Below are 21,540 nucleotides of genomic sequence, written 5' to 3'. Positions count from 1 at the left end.
GTAGGCGTCGGGCTTCCCGTGGGCGGGGGACGCCGGGGTCCCACCGCCCTGGGCGGGCCTAGCGGGGTGTCATGGCCTCCACCAGCACGCTGCCCGTCGTCCGTGCCACCACGAAGGACTCCCCTCGTACCGCCTTGGCGTCCAGGGCGATGCGGTGCCGGCCCGGTTCGAGGATGCCGTCGAAGACCTCCAGTACGTGGGAGCGGTAGAGGCGGTCCAGGCGGTAGGCGGTGAGGCGGACCCGGCAGGGGGAGGTGACCTCGACGCCCGCCTCGCCGTCGGCGGCGACCAGCCGGGTCAGCCGGCGCTGTTCCACCGGCCTGCGGTCCAGGGCGTTCTCGATCTGGGCGACCAGGAGCGGGATGATCGGGGCGAGGCCGTCGACGTAGGCGACCTGGACACCGGCCTGCTCGAAGGCGCGGCGCACGGCGGCCCGTTCCTCCTGGGTGACCGCGCGGCCGAAGGCGACGGCTCCGTAGGCGCGCAGTTCGTCGGCGTGGACGTCGGTCGTGTCATGGGCGATGTCGGCGCCGATGCCGATGGTGCGCAGGGCCGCCGCGAGTTTGGCCAGTACGGCGACGCGGGCGCCGATCAGCAGGACGCGGCGCCGCCCGCCCTGTGCCTCGGCGGCGAGCAGGGCCTGCCGGTACTCGGCGCCCCGGAACCGGAACGGCCCTATGCCGTGGTAGCCGTTGAGCTCCAGGTCGGCGTGCTCGTCGGTCTGCCAGGCGAAGTCCCGCCAGACGTAGTCCTCGCCGTCCCGGTCGATGACCGCGGTGACGGCACCGCAGGCGAGGTCGGCGCACTCGGGGCAGCCGTAGATGATGTGACGGCCGCCCGGAAGCGGCGCCTGGGCCTCCAGCAGCAGACCGCGGACCTGTTCGGTGAAGATGGCGGGCGGGATGTCGGAGGCGAGCGGGGAGACGGCGTCGAGGTCGGAGAGCCGGAACAGCAGCGGGCGTCCGTCGACGAGGAAGTCCACGAAGTCCCGGTGCACCTGGTAGTCACCGTTGGCGAGGACGTCACCGGCACGCATCGCCGGGGCCAGGCCGAAGGTCGCGTACTCGGCAGACATGCTGTGAGTATTCCCGCCCCGGAAACACTCCGTGCACGACATGGGGCATTCCGCTGCCGCCGGTGGGGAGCGCGTGCCGCGGGCGGCCGGAGCGGTGGCCCCGGCCGCCCGACGCTCGCTCAGCCGTCCTGGCCCGCGGGGCCGGGAACGCGGTGCGCGCCGCTCGGCTCGCGTACGCCGTCCAGGCGCCGGGGTGACGCGGTCGCCCACGCCTTGCCCGAGGTGGCCCGGGCGAAGGCCGCCGCGCCGCCGACGAGCGGGACGCGGGCCGAGGTGCGGGACAGGTCCAGGGTGAGGGTCGGCTTGTCGGCCGGCGGGTCGATGAGGTCCTTGTCGGTGCCCGCGACGATCAGCGCGAGACGGTGGCCGGCCGGGACGACATGGTCGGTGGCCGCGAGGTCCAGGGTGATGGTGTACGCCTTGCCCGGGGTGAGCGGGACGCCCTTGCGGTCGGAGGCGTAGTTGGCGAGGTCCGCCCAGCCGCGGCTGAACACGGTGTAGTCGACGCTCACCTTCTTGGCCGCGGTGGTGCGGAAGCAGGCGCTGTCGCCCGAGGTGCTCGCGCCCCAGCAGGAGCGGTCGGTGAGGGTGGTGATGCCCTCGGCGGCGTCCGCGTAGTCCCTGATGGTGTCGGGGCCGAGGTCGACCAGGACGGCGGAGAGGTGGGCCGTCGGGGTGGTCGGGGTCGCGGTGACCGTCACCTTCGAGGAGCCGGACAGACGCAGGTCGCGCGTGAGGGGCTTGGTGATGAAACCGGCCTTGTCAGGGGTCGTTCTGTCGATCTGGGCCGCCCAGTCGGTCTCGCCCAGCCGGGGGTCGTCGGTGAAGGTCGCGGTGCCGGAGCCGCGGGTCAGACCGAGGGCGCCGACGCCCGGCTGGGTTCCGGCGGCCGGGCGCAGGGTCGTGGTGGCCGTGCCCCGCGGCGGCCAGACCGTGGAGGTGACCCACTGGTCCGGGTGGCGCTCGATGTCGGCCATCGGCTCACGGTCGATGCCGTTGTCGTAGCCGAGGAGTTCGTGGTCGAACCAGCGGTGCAGCGTGTCGACCCAGGCGCCGCGCCGGTAGTCGAAGGGGTCGACGTGGCCGGTCTGGGAGAGCCAGATCTTGCGCTCGACGCCGCGCTTGGCCAGCGCGTCCCACCACTGCCCGAAGTGCTTGGTGCGGACGTTGAGGTCCTGCATGCCGTGCACCAGGAAGACGCTCGCCCTCACCTTGCCGGCGTCCTTGACGTAGTCCCGCTCGGTCCAGAACGGCGTCCAGTCCCCGGTGCGCGGAGCCCCGGCCACGATCCTCTGCTGGACTGCGGCGCACCTGGCCCGGGCGTCGGGGCTCTCGACGTAGTCGGAGAGCCAGTCGGGGCCGGAGTCGTAGAGGGGGGCGCCCTTGGCGAAGTAGTAGTCGTACCAGGAGGAGATGGCGCTGATCGGGACGATGGTCCGCAGGCCCTTGACGCCGGTGGCGGCGACGCCGTTGGCGATGGTGCCGTCCCAGCTCTTGCCGATCATGCCGGTCCTGCCGTTGGTCCAGTTCGCCGTGGCGCGGACGGTTCCGGTGCGCGTCGTGTACGCCCTGGCACGGCCGTTCAGCCAGTCGACGACGGCCTTCGCCGACTGGATGTCGCTGCGGCCGCCGACGTCCACGCAGCCGTCGGAGCGGTTGGTGCCGGCGAGATCGACACCGACGAAGGCGTAGCCGCGCGGGACGAAGTAGTTGTCGTAGAAGAGCGGCATCTGGACGACGTCGCCGTTCGCGTCGTACGTCTTCTTCTGGCTCTCGTTGCCTCGGCCACAGCAGGAGTAGTAGGGACTGGCGTCCATGATGACCGGGACCCGGCGGTGGTGCTGGGCGGGTTCGCGGGGGCGGACGATGTCCACGGCCACGCGGTCGGTCTTCCCGTCGCCGTCCGCGTCGAGGCCGGTGTCCACCCATACGGCCTCGCGGATGGCGTTCGCATAGGAGTAGACGGGTTGGCTCTCCCGTGGGGCCGCGTGGGCCGCCGCCGGGGTGAGGAAGGCTGCCATCAGGACGGCGATGGCCGCCGTCGCGAGCGGTCTCCAGGTCGTGAAGCGCGTGCGTGTCGGCATGCGCGGGACGCTACATCGGTCAACTCCCGTACAGAAGAGGGCAGTAGACGGCCACGTGGGGCGGGTGTGGCCGAATGACGCCCCTGGCGCTGTATCGCGCGTGACGGCCGAATGGCGATCGTGTGACACATGCGGCCATGGACATGCTCCGCCCCACAGGGACTCAATAGGCTCGCCACATCCGAACAGACCCATGTGCCCCTACCACTTGGAGCTTTCGTGCACCGCAGAATCATCGCGCCGGGCGCCCTCGCCGCCGCCACCCTGATGCTGGCGATCCCGGCGTCGGCCGCGAGCCACACCCCCGGCGCTCCGGGCATCGGCGATCCCTACTACCCGGCCTACGGCAACGGCGGCTACGACGTCTCCCACTACGACCTGCGCCTGCAGTACCAGCCCGCCACCGACGAGTTGGAGGGCACCGCGACGATCCTCGCGAGGACCACGCAGGACCTGTCGAGCTTCGACCTGGACTTCCTGCTGGACGTCAGCGAGGTGCGGATCAACGGCGCGAAGGCCTCCTTCACCACCTCGGGCCAGCACGAGCTGGTGATCACGCCGAAGACGCCGCTGGACAAGGGCACGTCGATCACCGTGGTCGTGCGCTACAGCGGGGTGCCGTCGACGAAGAGCGCGTACGGCTTCAACACCTGGCACCGGACGCCGGACGGGGCGGTCGCGGCGGACGAGCCCGAGGCGGCCTGGTGGTGGTACCCGAGCAACGACCACCCGCTCGACAAGGCGACGTACGACGTGTCGGTGGCGGTGCCGGACGGGACGCAGGTCATCTCCAACGGGCTGCTGCAGTCGACGAGTTCGAAGCTCGGCTGGACGCGGTACAACTGGCGGGAGAACAAGCCGCAGGCGACGTACCTCACCACGCTGGCGATCGGGAAGTTCGACATCACGACGGGCACCTCCGAGGGCGGGGTGCCGATCGTCAACGCCTACAGCAAGGACCTCGGCGACAACGACGGGGCCGCGCGGGCGAGCGTGGAACGCACCGGGGAGCTCGTCGACTGGCTCAGCGGCTATTTCGGGCCGTATCCGTTCAGTTCGGCGGGCGGGTACGTGCCCAACACGACCACCGGGTACGCGCTGGAGACGCAGACGCGCGTGTACTACAGCCCGAAGCAGTTCGCGAACGGCGCCAACACGTCCGTGGTCGTCCATGAGTTGGCGCACCAGTGGTACGGGGACAGCGTGTCGCTCAAGGGCTGGAAGGACATCTGGATCAACGAGGGGTTCGCGCGGTACGCGCAGTGGCTGTGGTCCGAGCACGAGGGTGAGGGGACGACGCAGGAACTGGCCGACTACGTGTACGACTCGCATCCGGCCGACGACGCGTTCTGGACCGTCAAGCCGGGGGATCCGGGGCCGGACGACCAGTTCGACATCGCTGTCTACGACCGGGGGGCGCTGGCGATCCAGGCGTTGCGGAACGCGGTCGGTGACGATGCGTTCTTCGCCATTCTGAAGGGGTGGCCCCGGGAGCACGCGTACGGCAACGCTTCCGTGGCCGACTTCGAGGCGTATGCCGAGCGGGTGTCGGGGAAGTCGCTGGGGGCGTTGTTCGACACGTGGCTGTTCCAGCCGTCCAAGCCGGCGGCGCGTGCGGCGCGGGGGGCGGCGATCACTGGTTCCGCGGTTGCTGTGCAGCCCAAGTCGTGGAAGAAGATAGCGGCTACCAACAGCGTGCACTGAGGGGGTGCCGGGTTCGATTGTGTGGGGGCTGCGGGGCCGTTGTGGTTGGTCGCGCTCGCGCGGCGGTAGCCGCATATCAGACGCAGCCCCGTGCCCCTATGGGGCGCTGTGGTCGTACACGGTGACTTTGATGCCACGTTTTATCAGGCGCTCGGTGACCAGCGGCTCGATCCGCGACCACTTGCCGCCGGCCAGACCGCAGCCGATGCGGGGCATGTGGACGGAGGCGCCTAGTTCCAGAGCCTTGTCGGCGAGGCCGGCGAGGGCCGCGTCGATGGCCTCGTAGCGTACGGGGACACCCTTGCTGCCCGTCCTGATTCCGCGCTGTCCGATCATGTTGGCGACCCACACGTACGGCTCGACCTGGACGAACTGGACCGCGCCCAGCCCGAAATCGTTTCCCGCGCGGCCCCGGTGCCAGGCGCGGTAGGCGGCCTCGGGCTCCGGCCAGCGGCGGGACACGGCGAGCACGAATCCCTTGCCCCATCCCCCGATGTCGTTGCAGACGTGGGCGATCACCTTGACGCCCTTGACCGACGGAACGGTGGCGTCACCCCGGACGTAAGCGATCTCCGACATGACGCCACCGTACGGCCCGGCACTGACAGCGGGCCTCTGGTCATCGCGTCGGCTGTTCGCTGTCCGCGTCGGCTTCGACGCGGCGGCGGACGCCGAACCAGCCCGCTACCAGCATCGCGGCGATCAGCGGGATGAGGAGCAGGGTCTTGCGGCCCACCTCGGGGTCGTTCCACATGAGGGCGAGGACGGCGAGGAGGAAGGCGATCGTGGTGAGCTCCGTGACGGGGCTGCCGGGGAGGCGGAAGGACGGGCGGGTGAGCCGGCCCGACCGGGCCCGGCGGACGAAGACCAGGTGGCAGATCATGATGATCACCCAGGTCGACACGATGCCCAGCGAAGCGACGTTCAGCACGATCTCGAAGGCCTGGCTCGGCACGAGGTAGTTGAGACCGACGCCGAGCACGCACACCGCGCAGGTCAGCAGGATGCCGCCGTAGGGGACCTGGCTGCGGTTCATGCGGGCGGTGAACCTCGGCGCCGAGCCCGCCGTCGCCATCGAGCGCAGGATGCGGCCCGTGGAGTACAGGCCGGAGTTCAGCGAGGACATCGCCGCCGTGAGGACGACCAGGTTCATCACGTCGCCCGCCGCCGGAACACCGATCCTGGACAGGACGGTGACGAAGGGGCTCTCGTCGGCCGAGTAGACCGACCCGGGGAGCAGCAGGGCGAGCAGCACGACCGAGCCCACGTAGAACAGGCCCACCCGCCACATGATCGAGTTCACCGCGCGCGGGACGACCTTCTCCGGCTCCGCCGTCTCGCCCGCGGCGACGCCGACCAGTTCCAGTGCGGCGTAAGCGAAGATCACGCCCTGCATGACGAGCACCACCGGCATCACCCCGTGCGGGAGGACACCGCCTTGGTCGGTGATCATGCCGACGCCGGGCGTGCGGCCGCCGACCTCGTGCCGGGTGGCCAGCAGGAAGACGCCGATCAGCATGAAACCGACGAGCGTGGCGACCTTGATGATCGCGAACCAGAACTCCATCTCGCCGAAGATCTTCACCGAGATCAGGTTCACGGCCAGGACCACCGCCAGCGCGGCCAGCGCCAGCACCCACTGCGGGATGCTGGTGAACAGGCTCCAGTAGTGGGTGTAGAGCGCAATCGCGGTGATGTCGGCGATCCCGGTGGTGGACCAGTTCAGGAAGTACATCCAGCCGGCGACGTACGCGCCCTTCTCGCCGAGGAACTCACGCGCGTACGACACGAAGGAACCGGAGGAGGGGCGGTAGAGGACCAGCTCGCCGAGGGCCCGGACCACGAAGAAGGCGAAGACGCCGCAGACGAGGTAGGCCAGCGCGAGCGCGGGCCCCGCGGTGTGGAGGCGGCCTCCGGCGCCGAGGAAGAGGCCGGTGCCGATCGCGCCGCCGATGGCGATCATGTTGACGTGGCGGGCCTTGAGGTCCTTGCTGTAGCCGGCGTCGCCCGCGTCCGCGGGTGCCTGGGCCGCGTCGGTGCGGGACGCGGCCGTTGCCGTGGTCACGGCGTCCTTGCTCACGTGGATCCACTCTCTGGTGCGTCCGAGCGGATCACGCTCGGCTGTCCGGACGTACGAGGCCGGCGCTCCCGATGGGGCGCGGGCCATCTCGCCGCCTTCCCAGCCGCCCGGCGCCCAAGCGATGGCATGGCTCACACCGCGGCACTTCTCACAGGCCCCTCACGTCTCCGGCACAAGGTTTCGCAGCACTGGTGTGACAGCGATACTGCTGCACATGACGACCGACACCGGGGAGCCGACGCTCACCATCGACGAACTGGCCGCGCGGGCCGGCATCACGGTCCGCACGGTCCGGTTCTACAGCACCAAGGGCCTGCTCCCGCCCCCGGTGATCGGTCCACGGCGGGTCGGCCACTACGGGCCGCAGCACGTGGCGCGGCTCGCGCTGATCGAGGAGCTGCAGCACCAGGGCATGACGCTGGCGGCGATCGAGCGCTACATGGAGCAGCTGCCGGCCGACCTGAGCCATCACGACCTGGCGATCCACCGGGCGGTGGTGGCCTCCTGGGCTCCGGACACCGTGGAGACGGTGACGCCCGAGGAGTTGCGGCGCCGGGCGGGGCGGGCGCTGAGCGGGGACGAGGTCGAGCGGCTCGCCGCGATGGGCGTGGTACGGGCCGACGGGGACGCCTACCGCGTCGACTCGGGGCTGCTGCGGCTCGCCGTGCAGCTGCTGGACGTACCGCTGTCCGAGGAGGCGATCCTGGCGGCGCGCACGGTGCTGATCGAGCACTCGCGGGCGGCGGCGCACGAGCTGTCGCAGCTGTTCCGCGGCGAGGTGTCGGAGCGGGCCGAGGAGGACGTGAAGTCGCTGTCCGCGCACATGCAGCCGCTGGTGGTGCAGGCGCTGCTGACGACGTTCCAGCGCTCGCTGAAGGAAGAGGTGCTGGGCTGGCTCACGGACGCGCAGGACGGCCGGCCTGCCTGACCCGCGCCGGTCCGATCACCTCCCGCGCCTGGCCCGATCACGTCCGCAGGGGTACGTCGACCAGCAGCGGGCCCGTCAAACCGCCCGCGCCCGCGACGAGTTCGCGCAGATGATCGGCGCTGTCCGCCCGTACCGCGTCGACGCCGAAGAACCGGGCCGCCTGGGTGAAGTCGAGGTGCCCCAGGTCGGTGCCCGGGCAGGGGCCCTGGTGGCCCATCGCCTCGTAGGTCTCCTGCACGGTGCGGTAGGCGCCGTTGCTCATGACGACGAACAGGACGGGGGCGTTCTGGCGGGCCGCGCTCCACAGGCCCTGCAGGCCGAACAGGCTGGAGCCGTCGCCCAGGACGGCGACGACCGGACGGCCGGGTTCGGCGAGGGCGCGGCCCACCGCGGCGCCGATGCCCCAGCCGAGCCCGCCGCCGACGGTGTGGGTGTAGCTGCCGGGACGTTCGAGGCGGACGAGTCGGCGGACCAACAGGCCGACGGTGATGGCCTCTTCGACGACCACGGCGTCGGGCGGGAGTCCGCGGGCCACGGCGTGGGCGGCGGCCCAGGGGGCGAGCGGGGCCGGGGAGTAGGCGGCGCGGGCGGCCGACTCGGTGCTGTCGCGTTCGACGGTGTGCTGTTCGCCGACGCGTAGCGTGCGGGACTTGGCGGTGTGGGCGGGGACGCGCTCGCGCAGGAGTTCGGCGAGAAGGTCCAGGGAGGGGGCGAGGGCGCCCACCAGCCCCGCGGCGGCCGGGAAGTTGCGGCCGATCTCGTCCGGGTCCGAGTCGAGCTGGACGACGGTGAGACCGGGCGGAAGTGCCGGACCGGGAGTGTAGGCGTGCGGGGTGAAGGCGTGCGCTCCGGCGATCAGCAGGGTGTCGTACGGGGCGAGGGCGGCGCGGATGGCGTCGTGCCGGGGCGGCAGCATGCCGGCGTACAGGGGGTGCGTGGTGGGGAAGTTCAGGCAGTCGCTCATGGGTTGGTGGTGGACGACGGCTCCGCACGCCTCCGCCGTGCGGACCAGTGCGTCGAGGGCACCCTCGCGGCCGACGCCGTCCCCGGCGACGATCGCGGGGCGGGTGGCGGCGCCGAGGAGGAGGGCGGCGCGGTCCAGCCCGGCGGCCGGGGCGAGCGGTGGCGTGGGGGTGCGGGCCGGGACGTCGACCTCGGTGTCCTCGGCGTACAGGTCGGTGGGGACGGACAGGAACACCGGTCCGGCCGGGGGCCGTACGGCGAGGGCGAAGGCCCGGCGGAGGGCGAGCGGGAGGTCGTGGGCGTGCTGGATGTCGTACGCCGCCTTCACGGCGGGGGTGGCGATGGCGATGACATCGCCGGAGAGCATGGGGTCCTGCTGGAGGTGGCGGCGGTCCTGCTGGCCGGCCGTCACGACGAGGGGGGTGCGGGAGCGGCGGGCGTTGAGCAGGCCGATGAGGCCGTTGGCGAGGCCCGCCGCGATGTGCAGGCTGACGAAGGCGGGGCGCCCGGTGCCGCGGGCGTAGCCGTCGGCCATGGCGACCACGGAGCCCTCGTGGACGCCGAGCACGTACTCGGGTGCGTCGGAGGTGTCCGCCAGGGCTGCCAGGAAGGGCAGTTCGGTGGTGCCGGGGTTGCCGAAGACGCGGTCCACGCCCTCGTCGCGCAGGATGTCCAGGACGGCGAGGGCGGGACGGTATCCCATGGGGGGCTCCTCCGGGGGGACCTCGGGACCGGTTCACGGATCAGCGTGCGGGGGTCGGGCGCCGGGGGCAAGGCGCCGTACGGCCAAGCTGTACGGCTTGCCCACGACGGCCCTCACCCCGCTGCCGGCCGTCACCCCGCCGCCGGTCCGCTCCTCGCCGCCGGTCCGCTCCCCGTCAGGCGTCCGTGAAGCGCTCCCCCTTCTCCGCCTTCTCCACCAGCAGGGCCGGCGGGGTGAAACGCTCCCCATAGCGGTCCGCCAGCTCCCGCGCGCGGGCTACGAAACCGGGCAGGCCGCCCTCGTAGCCGTTGATGTACTGCAGGACACCGCCGGTCCAGCCGGGGAACCCGATGCCGAAGATCGACCCGATGTTGGCGTCGGCGACGGACGTCAGGACGCCCTCCTCCAGGAGCCTGACCGTGTCGAGGGCCTCCGAGAAGAGCATGCGTTCCTGCATGTCCTCGAACGGGATCCGGTGGCCCGGCTTGGTGAAGTGCTCGCGCAGGCCCGGCCACAGACCCGCGCGCTTGCCGTCGTCGCCGTAGTCGTAGAAGCCCGCTCCCCCGCTGCGGCCGGTGCGGCCGAACTCGTCGACCATGCGGTCGATGACCGCCTCGGCGGGGTGCGTCGGCCAGGTGCCGCCCGCTTCCTCCACGGCCCGCTTCGACTCGTTGCGGATCTTGCGCGGGAGCGTGAGGGTCAGTTCGTCCATGAGGGACAGGACCTTGGCCGGGTAGCCCGCCTGCGCCGCCGCCTGCTCGACGGAGGCCGGCTCGATGCCCTCGCCGACCATCGCGACACCCTCGTTGATGAAGTGCCCGATCACACGCGAGGTGAAGAAGCCCCGGGAGTCGTTGACGACGATCGGGGTCTTTTTGATCTGGCGGACCAGGTCGAAGGCGCGGGCGATGGCCCCGTCGCCCGTGCGCTCGCCCTTGATGATCTCGACGAGCGGCATCTTGTCGACCGGCGAGAAGAAGTGCAGACCGATGAAGTCCGCCTGGCGCTCGACGCCTTCGGCCAGCGCGGTGATGGGCAGGGTGGAGGTGTTGGAGCACAGCAGCGCGTCCGGCTCGACGATGTGCTGGATCTCCTGGAAGACCTTGTGCTTGAGCTCGGGGTTCTCGAACACCGCCTCGATCACCGCGTCGCAGCCCGCCGTGTCGGCGGGATCGGCGGTGGGCGTGATGCGGGCCAGCAGGGCGTCCGCCTTCTCCTGGGTGGTACGACCCCGGGAGACGGCCTTGGCGCACAGCTTCTCGGAGTAGCCCTTGCCCTTGACCGCGGCCTCGAGCGACACGTCCTTCAGGACGACCTCGATGCCGGCGCGGGCGCAGGAGTAGGCGATGCCGGCGCCCATCATCCCGGCGCCGAGGACGGCGACCTTGCGGACCTGGCGCGGCTCGACGCCCTGGGGGCGGTTGGCGCCGGAGTTGACGGCCTGGAGGTCGAAGAAGAACGCCTGGATCATGTTCTTCGAGGTCTGGCCCGCGGCCAGTTCGACGAAGTAGCGGGCCTCGATGACCTGGGCGGTCTCGAAGTCGACCTGGGAGCCCTCGACGGCCGCCGCGAGGATGTTGCGCGGGGCCGGGTAGGGGGCGCCGCCCGTCTGCTTGCGCAGGCTGGCCGGGAAGGCGGGCAGGTTGGCCGCGAACTTGGGGTTGGCGGGGGTGCCGCCGGGGATGCGGTAGCCGGGCTTGTCCCACGGCTGCTGCGACTCGGGGTGGGCGTCGATGAAGGCGCGGGCCCGGGTCAGCAACTCCTCGGGGGTGTCGACCACTTCGTCGACGAGACCCTGGGACAGCGCGCGCCGCGGGTCGTACTGGGTGCCCTGGAGCAGCACCTTCAGCAGCGCGTCGGCGATGCCGAGGAGGCGGACCGTGCGGACGACTCCGCCGCCGCCGGGAAGGAGGCCCAGGGTGACCTCGGGGCAGCCGATCTTGGAGCCGGGCGCGTCCAGTGCGATCCGGTGGTGGCAGGCGAGGGCGATCTCGTAACCGCCGCCGAGGGCCGCGCCGTTGATCGCCGCGACGACCGGCTTGCCCAGGGTCTCGATGCGGCGCAGGTTCCGCTTGATCGCCATGCCGCCGTCGAAGAGGTCCTGCGCGGTCTCGGGCGTGACGCGGATGAGGTCGCGCAGGTCGCCGCCCGCGAAGAAGGTCTTCTTGGCGGAGGTGAGGATGATGCCGCGGATGGAGTCCTTCTCGGCCTCCAAGCGGTCGGTGATCACGGCGAGGGAGTCGCGGAACGCCTGGTTCATGGTGTTCGCGGACTGGTCGGGGTCGTCGAGGACGAGGGTGACGACGCCGGTGCGGTCCTGTTCCCAGCGGATGGTGGTGGGCTCAGTGCTCATGAGGGGTGTGCTCCGTGTGATCCGTGGGAGGGGGTCAGATGCGCTCGACGACGGTGGCGATGCCCATGCCGCCGCCCACGCAGAGCGTGGCGAGGCCGTACCGCTTGTCCTGGCGCTCCAGTTCGTCGACGAGCGTGCCGAGGATCATCGCGCCGGTGGCGCCGAGCGGGTGGCCCAGCGCGATCGCGCCGCCGTTGACGTTGACCTTGTCCAGCGAGAGGCCCATGTCCCTGACGAAGCGCAGGACGACGGCGGCGAAGGCCTCGTTGATCTCGACGAGGTCGATGTCGTCGATGGTCAGCCCAGCCCTGGCGAGCGCCTTGCGGGTGGCGGGCGCGGGGCCGGTGAGCATGATGGTCGGCTCGGAGCCGGAGACGGCCGCGGAGACGATCCGCGCGCGGGGGGTGAGCCCGTAGCGCTCGCCGATCTCCTTGGTGCCGATGGCGACCAGGGAGGCGCCGTCGACGATGCCGGAGGAGTTGCCGGCGTGGTGGACGTGGTCGATCCTCTCCACCCAGTGGTACTTCTGCAGCGCGACGGCGTCGAAGCCGCCGAGGTCGCCGATGTCCGCGAAGGACGGCTTCAGCTTGGCCAGGGAGGCGGCGGTGGTGCCCGGGCGCAGGTGCTCGTCGTGGTCGAGGACGGTCAGGCCGCTGCGGTCCTTCACCGGGACGACGCTGCGGTCGAAGCGGCCCTCCTTCCAGGCCGTCGCCGCCCGCTCCTGGGACAGGGCCGCGTACTCGTCGACGTCCCGGCGGGAGAAACCCTCGATGGTGGCGATCAGGTCGGCGCCGATGCCCTGCGGCACGAAGTTGACGGCCAGGTTGGTCATCGGGTCGTTGAACCAGGCGCCGCCGTCGGAGGCCATCGGCACCCGGGACATGGATTCGACACCGCCGGCGAGGACCAGGTCCTCGAAGCCGGAGCGGACCTTGGCGGCGGCCATGTTGACGGCCTCCAGGCCCGACGCACAGAAGCGGTTCTCCTGTACGCCCGCGACCGTGTCCGGCAGGCCTGCGGCGATCGCGGCGATGCGGGCGATGTCGGAGCCCTGGTCGCCGACCGGGCCGACGACGCCGAGCACGATGTCGTCGATCGCGGCCGGATCGAGGTCCGGGAAGCGGCCGCGGATCTCGTGGATGAGTCCGACGACCAGGTCGATGGGCTTGGTGCCGTGCAGGGCGCCGTTGGCCTTGCCGCGGCCGCGCGGGGTGCGGATCGCGTCGTACACATACGCTTCGGTGCTCACGTGGAACGCCTTTCGAGGGTGAGGGTCAGCCCAGCAGGGAACGGCCGATGATCTCTTTCATGATCTCGGTGGTCCCGCCGTAGATGGTCTGGATACGGCCGTCGGTGAAGGCCCGGGCGACGGGGTACTCGCTCATGTAGCCGTAGCCGCCGTGCAGTTGGAGGCAGCGGTCGGTGACCCGCTTCTGCAGTTCGGTCGCCCACCACTTGGCCATGGAGGCGTGCACGGCATCGAGTTCACCGTTCGAGTGGTCCTCGATGCAGCGGTCGAGGAAGGTCCGGGTGACGGCGCACTCGGTGGCCATCTCCGCTATCTCGAACCGGACGTGCTGCTTGGTGGCGAGCGGCCGGCCGAAGGCCTCGCGCTCCTTGACGTACTCGGTGGTGATCTCCAGCAGGTGCTCGGCGGCGGCGATCGCGGAGACCGCGATGCTGAGGCGCTCCTGCGCGAGGTTCGTCATCAGGTGGCCGAAGGCGCCGTTCGGCTCGCCGAGCAGGTTCTCCTTGGGGACGCGCACGTCGTGGAAGAACAACTCGGCCGTGTCCTGCGCCTTCTGGCCGATCTTGTCGAGGTTGCGGCCCCGCTCGAAGCCCTCCGTGCGCCGCTCGACGACCAGCAGCGACAGCCCGCGCGCACCGCCCTCGGGTGTCGTCCTCGCGACGACGATCACCAGGTCGGCGAGGATGCCGTTGGAGATGAACGTCTTGGAGCCGTTGAGCACCCAGTGGTCGCCGCGGTCCTCCGCGTGCGTGCGGATGCCCTGGAGGTCGGAGCCGGCGCCGGGCTCGGTCATGGCGATCGCGGTGATCAGCGTGCCGTCGCAGAAGCCGGGCAGCCAGCGTCCCTTCTGCTCCTCGGTGGCGAGCGAGGTCAGGTAGGGGCCGATGATGTCGTTGTGCAGGCCGAGGGCGAGCCCGGGGGCGCCCGCGCGGGTGAACTCCTCCGCCAGGACGGCGCTGTAGCGGAAGTCGGCGGTCCCTCCGCCGCCGTACTCCTCGGGCACGGCGAGCCCGAGGAGCCCCTGCTTGCCGGCCGCCCGCCAGGCCTCGCGGGAGACGATGCCGTCCTTCTCCCACTGCGCGTAGTGGGGCAGCACCTCCCTCGCCAGGAAGGCGCGCACGGTCTCGCGGAACGCGTCGTGCTCGGGGGCGAAGATCAGCCGCTTCATGCGGGGCCTTTCAAGAGGTCCGGTACGTCCCAGTCTCGCGCCACGTCGGCAGTGTCCGCGCCGGGCCGGGCGGGGGCGGTGCGCACGGCCGTCGGGGTCGCGGAGAAGCGGGGCGCGGGCGCCGGCTGGGTGATGCCGCCGTGGTCGGTGAAGGTGCCGCGGGCGGCCAGATGCGGGTGGCCGGGGGCCTCGCGCAGCGACAGTACGGGCGCCACGCACGCGTCGGTGCCCTGGAAGAGGGCCGTCCACTCGTCGCGTGTACGGGACTTGAAGCGGGCCGCGACCGCCTCGCGCAGCTCGCCCCAGCGGGTCCAGTCCTTGCGGTCGTCGGCGTGCTCGGGAAGGCCGAGCAGGGTCACGAACTCCTGGTAGAACTGCGGTTCCAGGGCGCCGACCGCCATGTACCCGCCGTCGGCCGTCTCGTAGGTGCCGTAGTACGGGCAGCCGCCGTCCAGGAGGTTGGCGCCGCGCCGGTCCTGCCAGCCGCCGGTGGCGAGCATGCCGTGGAGCATCGCGGAGAGGTGGGAGGTGCCGTCGACGATGGCGGCGTCGACGATCTGGCCGGTACCGCCCGCACGCGCGTGGTGGAGGGCGGCGAGGACGCCGACGACCAGGTAGAGGGAGCCGCCCGCGTAGTCGCCGAGGAGGTTGGCGGGGACGGCCGGGGGCCGGTCCGGTTCGCCGATCAGGCCGAGGGTGCCGGTGAGGGCGATGTAGGCGATGTCATGGCCGGCGCGCGGGGCGAGCGGGCCGTCCTGGCCCCAGCCGGTCATGCGGCCGTAGACGAGCCCCGGGTTGCGGGCGTGGCAGGCCTCCGGGCCCACGCCGAGGCGCTCCGCCACGCCCGGGCGGTAGCCCTCGACGACGATGTCGGCACGTTCGACCAGGTCGAGGACGCGCGCTGGGCCGTACGGGGCCTTCAGGTCGACGACCACCGAGCGTTTGTTGCGGTTGGTGACGTCGAATTCGGGTTTGATCGCGAGGCCCACGCCGCCGGGGCGGTCGACGCGCACGACGTCGGCGCCCAGGTCGGCGAGGAGCATGGCGGCGAACGGGCCCGGCCCGATGCCGGCCAGCTCGACCACGCGCACGCCGGTGAGCGGGCCCTGCCCGGGCGGCGTCCCTGCCGTTGCCATCCAGCCCCCAGCGCTGTGACACAACTGATGTAACACCAGTGATGCTAAGAACACGTTCCACTGAACACAAGACCTGGGCGAGCAAGCGCTTAGCCCATTACCGGGGTCCGCGTCGGCTCCGCCCTCTCCTCACGCTAGCCTCGGCCACCGACAACGGCGCGTGGTGCGGACCGAGGAGTGTCATGAGCAGGCTGAACGGGACGGACCGTCCGTACGACATCGTGCTCTTCGGAGCCACGGGCTTCGTGGGGGCGCTGACCGCGGAGTATCTCGCCGCGCACGCCCCCGAGGGACTGCGCTGGGCGATCGCGGGACGCAGCGAGCGGAAGCTGGAACAGCTGCGCGAACGGCTGCCCGCCGGGGAGAAGGTCGGGGTGCTGCGCGCGGACGTGGCCGAGCCGGACTCGGTGCGCGAACTCGCCGAGCACGCGCGCGTGGTGGCCACGACCGTGGGGCCGTACACGAGCTACGGCGAGGACCTCGTCGCCGCCTGCGCGGACACCGGCGCCGACTACCTGGATCTGACCGGTGAGCCGGAGTTCGTGGACCTGACCTACGTCCGGCACGACGCACGCGCGCGGGAGACCGGCGCCCGGCTGGTGCACGCCTGCGGATTCGACTCGATCCCGCACGACCTGGGCGCCTACTTCACCGTCCGGCAGCTGCCGGAGGGGGTCCCGCTGACGGTCGACGGGTTCGTCACCGCCGACGCCACCTTCTCGGGTGGCACGTTCGCGTCCGCGCTGAACCAGTTCTCCCGGCTGCGGCCGATGCTGGCCGCCGAGCGGGACCGACGGCGGCACGAACCGCGCCTGGTGGGCCGGCGGGCGGCGGCGCCGACGGGTGCGCCGCGGTTCGCGAAGGAGATCGGCGCGTGGGCGCTGCCGCTGCCGACGATCGACCCGCAGATCGTGCACCGGTCGGCGAAGGCGCTCGACCGCTATGGTCCCGACTTCCGCTACCGCCACTACGCGGCCGTACGGCATCTGCCGGTGGCGCTCGGCGGGGTGGCGGCGATGGGCGCGCTCGTCACGGCGGCCCAGCTGCCGCCCGCCCGGCGCTGGCTGTCCGACCGGCTCAAGCCGGGGGACGGGCCGAGCGCGGAGAAGCGCGCCAAGAGCTGGTTCTCGGTGCGTTTCGTGGGTGACGGCGGCGGTCGGCGGGTGTTCACTGAGGTCGCGGGCGGCGATCCCGGGTACGACGAGACGGCGAAGATGTTCGCCGAGTCGGCGCTGTCCCTGGCCCTCGACGACCTTCCGGAGACGGCCGGCCAGGTCACCACGGCGGTCGCGATGGGCGACGCCCTGACCGAGCGGCTGCGCCGGGCCGGCATCACCTTCCGGGTCGCCGCGAGCCGCTGACGGGCCCTACAGCGACCATCCGGCCACGGTGTAGATCATCCCGCAGATCCATCCCAGCCCCGCCAGCACGGCGAGGACCAGCGCGAGGTTCACGGCCCGTTCGACGGGACGGTTCGGGTCGGCGAGGGGCCGGGGCTTGGCGGCCCGGGCACGGTGCGTCGTCATGCGCCCCACTGTGCCGAGAGGCCCCACGCGCCCACATCCGTACAGGTACTCAGTCCGGCTACTCAGATCACCCGTCGAGGGAGCCGCATCCCGGTCCCGCCTCCGGGCCGGGACCGGCCGGCAGCGGCTCCCCGAGGGCCTCGGCGATCCGCCGCCCCGCGCCCGCGTCGTCGGTGACGGCGGCGAGGCGCCGGGCGAGGGGGCCGATCTGCCACCCCGCGTGGTGGTCGAAGTACGGTGCGGGCCCCGCCACGTTGTGGGCGAGCTTGCCCACCAGCTCCGCGAGACGGAACAGGATCCGCTCCGTTTCGGCCGGCCGGTCGCCGTCGTGCGGCCCCTCCCGCCGCACCAGTTCGAACACCTCGCGCCCGCAGTGCCACCGGTCGCGATCGCCGGCCAGCTCCAAGGCGGCCCGGACGGCAGGTGCCGGCTCCCGGCCGGCCGCCGCCGCGAGCACCCGGCCCGCCCAGGTCACCGGGTCGCGCTGACGCTCGAACACGGTGCGCCCCCAGGACCGGGTGGGATCGGCCGCCGCCGCGTCGGCGACCGGCCCGCTCGGCAGGGTCGCCTCCCGCAGGGCCCGGCGGCACAAGGCGTCCGCCCTGCGGGTCGTTTCCGGGAGGCGGTAGGTGGGGGTCAGGGCGAGGACGTGGGCGCAGGCGTTGTCGAGGGTGGTGCGGTGGCCGACGGAGACGAAGACCGGCTTGACGGACTCCCGGGTGCGCAGGGCGCGGCCGACCTCCTCGGTGTCCGCGAGGAGCGGGGAGGCGCTGCCGCGCGGGGCGGGCGGGTCGTCGTAGGCGAAGGTGAATGGGTTCTTGGCGACGCCGATGGTGGGCAGGCCGGTCAGCACGCCGAGGTGGCTGGCGAGGCCGAAGCGGCGGGGGTGGGCCAGGCCGTAGCCGTCGCAGACGACCAGGCCGGGCTCGCACGGCAGGCTCTCCAGGGCGGCGAGGACCGTGGGGAGCTCGCGGAAGGCGAGCAGGCCGGGGACGTACGGGAAGGAGACGCGGCCGACCGCCGTGGATTCGGCGACCACGTCGAGGGTCGCCGCGTCCAGGACCACCGCGCCGGCCGCCACGAGATCCAGCTCGTCGTCGTAGGCCACGTCGACGCCGGTCACCCGTCCCGTACCGGGCGGCGGCCCGGCCTCGTCCAGCACCACCCGCGCCCGCAACTCGTCCTGTACGGCACGGGCCTGGTCCTCGGTCGCGGGCCAGCCCGCGGGAACGCCAACGGTCGTCATGATGGGACCGAGCCTACGGTCCCGCGCCGGTGCCGCGTAAGCTCGCGATCATGTTCGTACTGGAGCTGACCTACACCGCCCCGCTCGACGCCGTCGACGCCCTGCTTCCGGCCCATGTCGCCTGGCTGGACGAGCAGTTCGGCAAGGGCGTCTTCCTCTTGGCCGGGCGCAAGAACCCCCGCGACGGCGGGATCATCCTCGCCCTCGCCGAGGACCGCGCCCAGGCCGAGGAGATCGCCGCCGGCGACCCTTTCGCCACCGGCGGCGTGTGCACGTACCGCGTCACCGAGTTCGACGCGACGAGGACGGCCCCGGCCCTGGAGCGGTTCCGCGAGACCGAGGGCTGAATCGCGCGGCTCAGCCCTTCTTCGAGTTCAGCGCGCGCTGCAGCTGGTCCTTGTTCATGTTCGAACGGCCTTCGATGCCGCGCTGCTTGGCCTCGTTGTAGAGCTGGTCCCGGGTCGGCCCCTGGGAGCCGGTCCGGTTGCCCGACCGCTGACCGCCGCGCCTGCTGGAGGACATGTCCTTCGTCGAGCTGCGGCTGGCGGTCTCCGACTCGCCGGACCGGGCGCGTTCCTTGTTGACCGTGCGGGCCGCGATCTCCTTGGCGCGTCCGGTGCTCTCGCCACGGTCCTCGGCGCTCTTCTTGATGTGCTCGTACTGACGTTCACGCTTGGGGCTGGAACCTGCGGGCATCGTCGCTCACTCCTTTCGCAGTCGGCGACCGGGTACCCGGATTCCGGCACGTCACCGCTCCAGACGCGCCACCCGCCCCTGCTCCCCCGCCGCCCAACAGCCATGACCGGCGCAGTCCACGGTGTCGTACGAGCCCGTGTCGACGGTCCGCCAGGTGCGGCCGCCGTCGGTGGTGAGGTCGGTTCCGGTGGGGCCGACGGCGAGGGCGGCGGTGCGGCTGTGCGGCAGCCAGGCGACGCCGGAGCGGTAGGCGGGCGGCGGCCGGTCGGCCGGCTGCCAGGTGCGGCCGGCGTCGCCGGTGCGGGCCGCGGCCTGCGGAGAGGCCTGGTCGGGGCGGTAGTCGCCGCCGACCGCGAGGCCGTGGACACGGTCGCGGAAGGCCAGCGCGAAGACGCCCTTGGCGGGGTCGCCGGCCGGGATCGGCGTGTCGGCGGCCGTCCAGGTCAGTCCGCGGTCGCGGGAGTGCAGCACACGCGCGCGTGCCCCGCCTCCGGTGGCCAGCCACACGTCCGACGGTCCGGATGCGACCAGGCACTGTCCGCTCGCCGCGAAGCCCGCCTCGCCGTCGAGGGCGGGCGGCATGCCCTTGCTGGGGAGCACCTTCCAGGAGCGGCCGCCGTCGCTCGTCGACAGGATGCGGAACCGGCCGTCCACCGGGTCGCTCATCGCGAGGCCGTGACGGGAGTCGAAGAAGGTGAGGCAGTCGTAGAAGGCCGCCGCGTCGGTGTTGCGGAAGGACTCGGTCCAGGTCGCGCCGCCGTCGTCGGTGCGGTAGACGCGGGACGCCTCGCCCTCGCCGATGGCCAGCACCACGGCCCGCCGCGCGTCGAAGGCCTGGATGTCCCGGAACTGCAGGTCCGAGGCGCCGGGTGGGGAGACGTCGCGCCAGTTCGTCCCGCCGTCGGTGGTGCGCAGCACGGTGCCCCCGGTTCCCGCCACCCACGCGGTCTCCCGTCCCACGGCCGACAGCCCGCGGAAGCGGACGTCCGGCTTGCCGGTGTCCTTGAGCTGCCAGTGCGGTGCCCGGTGTCCAGTCTCGTGCGCCTGCGCCGGTACGGCGGTCAGGGCCGCCAGTGCCGCCGAGCACACGGCCACCGCCGCCATCGCCCGAACCGTCCGTCTCGTCCCTCGTGTCTTCCCCGAGCGCCTCATGGCGGGCGAAGCTAGCCGACCGCCCGGACGGCGTCCAGAGGGCCGCGCGGGCCACAAGTGCCCACCGGGGCACGGGAGGTGGGACTCGTCACTTCTGTGAATGAATGCGGTGACGGAGGTCACTCGACATTCATGTGCACGGATCGGCCGGTTCCGGCGTCTCTAGCAGTGCCCGGTCCGATCAGTCCGCCAGGCCCGTCCAGCCGCAGCAAGGGAGCAAGGCGTTGTCCACCGTCATCGATCAGCCCGTCGAGGCCCGCCTCGTGGCCGCCGCGCCGCGTATGCCGAGCATCCCGGCCACCCTGCACTACGACCGCCGCGACCCGTTCGCGGTCAGAATGACCTTCCCGGCGCCTGCCACGCTGGAGGGCGTGGAGGTCTGCTGGACCTTCTCGCGCGAGCTGCTGTCGGCAGGCCTCGAGGAGCCGGAGGGGCACGGCGACGTCCGGGTGCGGCCGTACGGGTACGACCGCACCGTCCTGGAGTTCCACGCCCCCGAGGGCACGGCCGTGGTGCATGTGCGCTCGGAGGAGGTACGGCGCTTCCTCGGCGCGGCGAACGAGCTGGTGCCCGTCGGCCTGGAGCACCTGCAGCTGGACCTGGACAACGGCCTGGCGGAGCTGATGCGGGACGCGTGAGCGCGTTCCGTCAGCAGTTCCCGCGCTCCACCACCTACAGGGGCATGGGCGGCCTGGGCGATGGCGGATCCGGGCTCACACGGGCGACGCCCAGGGCGGCCGGCTCCGGGACGGACGGCGCGCCCGGGCCGGCCATCACGTTCAGCGGTCCGCCGACGCCGTCGACGAGGAGCTCGACAGTCTCTGGGTCAGGGATCCGACATCAATGCGGCACGGTCGCGAGGGCGGAGCACAGCTCACTCAGGATCCCGCTCACCCCCGTTCGTCCGATCAGTTCCTCGACCCGGTCCTTGTGACGCTCTCGGTCCCCGTCCCCCAGCAGCGCGGGCAGTCCTGCCGCGACCGCCAGGGCCACGGCGGCCGCCTCCTCCTCCGAGACCTCCGAGACCTCCGCGACCGGCGGCGTCTGCTCCAGAAGGCCTCGGGCCTCCTCCCGCAGCGACGCCACGACGTCGGTGCGTTCCAGGACGTGATCCACGCTCGGGAAGACTCCGAGAACCCGTTTCCGCTCCGCCCGCAGACAGCCGTCGGCGGTCAGCTGCTCGCGTACCGCGTCGGACGTCACGCGCGCGTGCAGCGTCACCCAGGTCCGCCACCGGTGCGGCCGGGACTCACGGACGAGTTCCAGGAGACCGTCGAGGACGGCGTCCGCGGTGAGGCTGTCCATGTCGGCCGGGGTGGCGATGCCGTCCTCGTCGGTGAGCAGGCCACGCCGGGCCAGTTCGGTGAGGGCCCCGGCCCGCACCAGATGGGCGGTGCCCATGGCCTCGGGCGTGGAGTCCCAGGCCAGCAGGCACAGCCGGGCGGGGAGCGAGAGCGAACCGTGCGGCACGAGGTCT

18 protein-coding genes and 1 pseudogene are annotated in these 21,540 nt (G+C 72.0%); 5 read left to right on the top strand and 14 right to left on the bottom strand.

The features are described from left to right. Positions 1-58: 58 nt before the first annotated feature. Together ABZZ74_RS37505 and ABZZ74_RS37500 are read right to left on the bottom strand one after the other, a co-directional pair. Positions 59-1,075, bottom strand: a complete 1,017-nt coding sequence (locus ABZZ74_RS37505; RefSeq protein WP_356772773.1) for an oxidoreductase — start codon at positions 1,073-1,075, stop codon at positions 59-61. A 119-nt stretch (positions 1,076-1,194) separates the two neighbouring features. Beyond that, positions 1,195-3,159: a Xaa-Pro dipeptidyl-peptidase gene (locus tag ABZZ74_RS37500; protein ID WP_356772771.1), complete on the bottom strand. Its 1,965-nt coding sequence runs from the start codon at positions 3,157-3,159 to the stop codon at positions 1,195-1,197. A 219-nt stretch (positions 3,160-3,378) separates the two neighbouring features. Between ABZZ74_RS37500 and ABZZ74_RS37495 the strand changes: the two genes are divergently transcribed. Then, positions 3,379-4,863: a M1 family metallopeptidase gene (locus ABZZ74_RS37495; protein WP_356772769.1), complete on the top strand. Its 1,485-nt coding sequence runs from the start codon at positions 3,379-3,381 to the stop codon at positions 4,861-4,863. Positions 4,864-4,959: 96 nt separating this feature from the next. On the opposite strand, the gene ABZZ74_RS37490 is transcribed toward ABZZ74_RS37495, so the two are convergent. Both ABZZ74_RS37490 and ABZZ74_RS37485 read right to left on the bottom strand, forming a co-directional pair. Then, positions 4,960-5,442 (bottom strand): macro domain-containing protein, encoded by a 483-nt coding sequence (locus tag ABZZ74_RS37490; RefSeq protein WP_356772767.1) that lies wholly within the window; start codon positions 5,440-5,442, stop codon positions 4,960-4,962. Between the two features lie 40 nt (positions 5,443-5,482). Then, positions 5,483-6,943: an amino acid permease gene (locus ABZZ74_RS37485; RefSeq protein ID WP_356772765.1), complete on the bottom strand. Its 1,461-nt coding sequence runs from the start codon at positions 6,941-6,943 to the stop codon at positions 5,483-5,485. A gap of 214 nt (positions 6,944-7,157) precedes the next feature. On the opposite strand from ABZZ74_RS37485, the gene ABZZ74_RS37480 reads away from it, so the two are divergent. Next, positions 7,158-7,871 carry a MerR family transcriptional regulator gene (locus tag ABZZ74_RS37480; protein ID WP_165954744.1) on the top strand — a complete coding sequence of 238 codons (714 nt, stop codon included), beginning with the start codon at positions 7,158-7,160 and terminating at the stop codon, positions 7,869-7,871. A gap of 37 nt (positions 7,872-7,908) precedes the next feature. On the opposite strand, the gene ABZZ74_RS37475 is transcribed toward ABZZ74_RS37480, so the two are convergent. The 5 genes from ABZZ74_RS37475 to ABZZ74_RS37455 all read right to left on the bottom strand — a co-directional run bounded on the left by ABZZ74_RS37475 (position 7,909) and on the right by ABZZ74_RS37455 (position 15,443). Continuing rightward, positions 7,909-9,537 carry a thiamine pyrophosphate-binding protein gene (locus tag ABZZ74_RS37475; protein ID WP_356772762.1) on the bottom strand — a complete coding sequence of 543 codons (1,629 nt, stop codon included), beginning with the start codon at positions 9,535-9,537 and terminating at the stop codon, positions 7,909-7,911. Between the two features lie 175 nt (positions 9,538-9,712). Next, positions 9,713-11,890, bottom strand: a complete 2,178-nt coding sequence (locus tag ABZZ74_RS37470; protein ID WP_356772760.1) for a 3-hydroxyacyl-CoA dehydrogenase NAD-binding domain-containing protein — start codon at positions 11,888-11,890, stop codon at positions 9,713-9,715. Positions 11,891-11,924: 34 nt separating this feature from the next. Beyond that, the gene (locus tag ABZZ74_RS37465; protein WP_356772758.1) at positions 11,925-13,139 is read right to left on the bottom strand and encodes an acetyl-CoA C-acetyltransferase; all 1,215 of its coding nucleotides are present in this window, start codon (positions 13,137-13,139) and stop codon (positions 11,925-11,927) included. A gap of 25 nt (positions 13,140-13,164) precedes the next feature. After that, positions 13,165-14,307 (bottom strand): acyl-CoA dehydrogenase family protein, encoded by a 1,143-nt coding sequence (locus ABZZ74_RS37460; RefSeq protein ID WP_356772756.1) that lies wholly within the window; start codon positions 14,305-14,307, stop codon positions 13,165-13,167. Next, on the bottom strand, positions 14,304-15,443 hold the full coding sequence (locus ABZZ74_RS37455; RefSeq protein ID WP_356772754.1) for a CaiB/BaiF CoA-transferase family protein: 1,140 nt from the start codon (positions 15,441-15,443) through the stop codon (positions 14,304-14,306). Before ABZZ74_RS37455 ends, ABZZ74_RS37460 begins: the two co-directional genes overlap by 4 nt. 182 nt (positions 15,444-15,625) lie before the next feature. On the opposite strand from ABZZ74_RS37455, the gene ABZZ74_RS37450 reads away from it, so the two are divergent. Beyond that, the gene (locus ABZZ74_RS37450) at positions 15,626-16,804 is read left to right on the top strand and encodes a saccharopine dehydrogenase NADP-binding domain-containing protein (protein ID WP_356772752.1); all 1,179 of its coding nucleotides are present in this window, start codon (positions 15,626-15,628) and stop codon (positions 16,802-16,804) included. A 6-nt stretch (positions 16,805-16,810) separates the two neighbouring features. Here the strand turns inward: ABZZ74_RS37450 and ABZZ74_RS37445 are convergent, their stop codons facing one another. Both ABZZ74_RS37445 and ABZZ74_RS37440 read right to left on the bottom strand, forming a co-directional pair. Beyond that, positions 16,811-16,969, bottom strand: a complete 159-nt coding sequence (locus ABZZ74_RS37445; protein WP_356772750.1) for a hypothetical protein — start codon at positions 16,967-16,969, stop codon at positions 16,811-16,813. 562 nt (positions 16,970-17,531) lie between these two features. Next, positions 17,532-18,215 (bottom strand): annotated as a pseudogene (locus ABZZ74_RS37440) (endonuclease V); the annotation flags it as partial. Positions 18,216-18,265: 50 nt separating this feature from the next. Here ABZZ74_RS37440 and ABZZ74_RS37435 point away from each other — a divergent pair. Further along, positions 18,266-18,562, top strand: coding sequence for a YciI family protein (locus ABZZ74_RS37435; RefSeq protein ID WP_356772748.1), 297 nt, complete (start codon positions 18,266-18,268; stop codon positions 18,560-18,562). Between the two features lie 10 nt (positions 18,563-18,572). On the opposite strand, the gene ABZZ74_RS37430 is transcribed toward ABZZ74_RS37435, so the two are convergent. Continuing rightward, positions 18,573-18,911, bottom strand: a complete 339-nt coding sequence (locus ABZZ74_RS37430; RefSeq protein WP_356772746.1) for a plasmid stabilization protein — start codon at positions 18,909-18,911, stop codon at positions 18,573-18,575. A gap of 51 nt (positions 18,912-18,962) precedes the next feature. Beyond that, a complete protein-coding gene (locus ABZZ74_RS37425; RefSeq protein WP_356772744.1) occupies positions 18,963-20,015 on the bottom strand; it encodes a YCF48-related protein in 1,053 nt (350 codons plus the stop codon). A 272-nt stretch (positions 20,016-20,287) separates the two neighbouring features. Here ABZZ74_RS37425 and ABZZ74_RS37420 point away from each other — a divergent pair, with 272 nt between their 5' ends. Further along, on the top strand, positions 20,288-20,701 hold the full coding sequence (locus ABZZ74_RS37420) for an SsgA family sporulation/cell division regulator (RefSeq protein WP_356772742.1): 414 nt from the start codon (positions 20,288-20,290) through the stop codon (positions 20,699-20,701). A gap of 202 nt (positions 20,702-20,903) precedes the next feature. Here ABZZ74_RS37420 and ABZZ74_RS37415 read toward each other — a convergent pair whose 3' ends face one another. Then, positions 20,904-21,533, bottom strand: a complete 630-nt coding sequence (locus tag ABZZ74_RS37415; RefSeq protein WP_356772740.1) for a GPP34 family phosphoprotein — start codon at positions 21,531-21,533, stop codon at positions 20,904-20,906. Positions 21,534-21,540 lie beyond the last annotated feature (7 nt).

Origin of the sequence: Streptomyces sp. NPDC006476, assembly GCF_040612015.1 — a bacterium.
In the GTDB taxonomy this organism is placed as follows: domain Bacteria; phylum Actinomycetota; class Actinomycetes; order Streptomycetales; family Streptomycetaceae; genus Streptomyces; species Streptomyces griseorubiginosus_B.
This window is presented reverse-complemented; position numbering and strand designations above follow the sequence as displayed.